The sequence below is a fragment of the Prosthecomicrobium pneumaticum genome (assembly GCF_014199915.1).
In the GTDB taxonomy this organism is placed as follows: Bacteria; Pseudomonadota; Alphaproteobacteria; order Rhizobiales; family Kaistiaceae; genus Prosthecomicrobium; species Prosthecomicrobium pneumaticum.
On the sequence record NZ_JACHOO010000024.1, the window covers coordinates 1 to 1,239 of the forward strand.

The 1,239-nt window shown below is 64.1% G+C and carries 1 protein-coding gene; it reads right to left on the minus strand.

Annotated features, from left to right (window positions below; translation table 11 throughout):
• Positions 1-30: 30 nt before the first annotated feature.
• A protein-coding gene (locus GGQ63_RS21820; RefSeq protein ID WP_183858741.1) for an IS3 family transposase occupies positions 31-1,178 on the minus strand; the annotation gives its coding sequence in 2 pieces (ribosomal slippage) (positions 31-929 and positions 929-1,178; 1,149 coding nt in all).
• Positions 1,179-1,239 lie beyond the last annotated feature (61 nt).

The following is a 1,239-nucleotide window of genomic DNA, read 5'->3' on the forward strand; positions in this document are numbered from 1 at the left end:
TGGCCTGCTGCCGGTTTCGTGGACGCGCAGTTAAGCTAATCCTACCTTCCGCTCGAACTCCATCGGGCTGACGTAGCCGATGGTCGAGTGCCTGCGGACAGCGTTGTAGAACCTCTCAATGTAGTCGAACACGTCGGCCCGGGCCTCGTTGCGTGTCCGGTAGACCTTGCCCCTGATGCGCTCGGTCTTCAGCGACGAGAAGAAGCTCTCCATGGCGGCATTGTCCCAGACATTGCCGGATCGGCTCATCGAGCAAGCGACGCCATTGTCGGCCATCAGCTTCTGGAACTGCTCGCTGGCGTACTGGCTGCCCTGGTCGGAGTGATGCAGGAGAGCATCGGGCTTGCCGCGGCGCCAGATCGCCATGACGAGCGCGTCGGTGACGAGCTGCGCGGTCATCTCGGCCTGCATGGACCAGCCTACCACGCGGCGCGAGAACAGGTCGATGACGGCCGCCACATAGAGCCAGCCCTCGGCAGTCCAGACATAGGTGAAGTCGGCGATCCAGCGCTGGTTCGGCCGATCGGCGCTGAACTCCCGGTCAAGCGTGTTCGGCGCGATCGTCGAGCGCTGGCCGTCATCCTTCGGCAGCCCGCGTCTGCGTGGCCTTGCGCGAAGCGCTTGTGCCCGCATCAGCCGCTCGATTCGGTGAAGCCCGCAGTCAATCCCTTCCGCCAGCACGTCCCGCCAGACGCGCCTTGCGCCATAGGTGCGCGCTGAGCCGATGAAGCTCGCCCGCACCTTGGCGCCGATCTCCTCATCCTCCAGGCTGCGCTGGCTGGGCTTCCGGCTGAGCCAGGCATGGAAGCCCGACCGCGACACATCCAGCGCTTCGCAGAGCCATGCCACCGGCCAGATCCCCCGGTGCTTCGCAATGAACGCGAACCTCATGTCACGTCCTTCGCGAAGTAGGCTGCGGCCTTTTTTAGGATGTCACGCTCCGCCTTGAGCTTGGCGACCTCCCGCCGCAGCTTCTCGATCTCAAGCTGCTCCGGCTTCATCTGACCATGACCCGGAAAGGCCTGGCGGGGATCGGATGCCAGTTCTCGCACCCACTTGCGCAGCACGTTCTCGTGCACGTCGAGATCGCGCGCTGCCTGAGCCGCCGATACGCCCCGCTCCTTGATCAACCGAACCGCTTCAACCTTGAACTCCCGCGAAAACTTCCGTCGCTGCATCTGCCACCTCCGGCTTCATGAAACACCCAATCTCGGTGTCCACGAAACCGGCAGCAGGCCA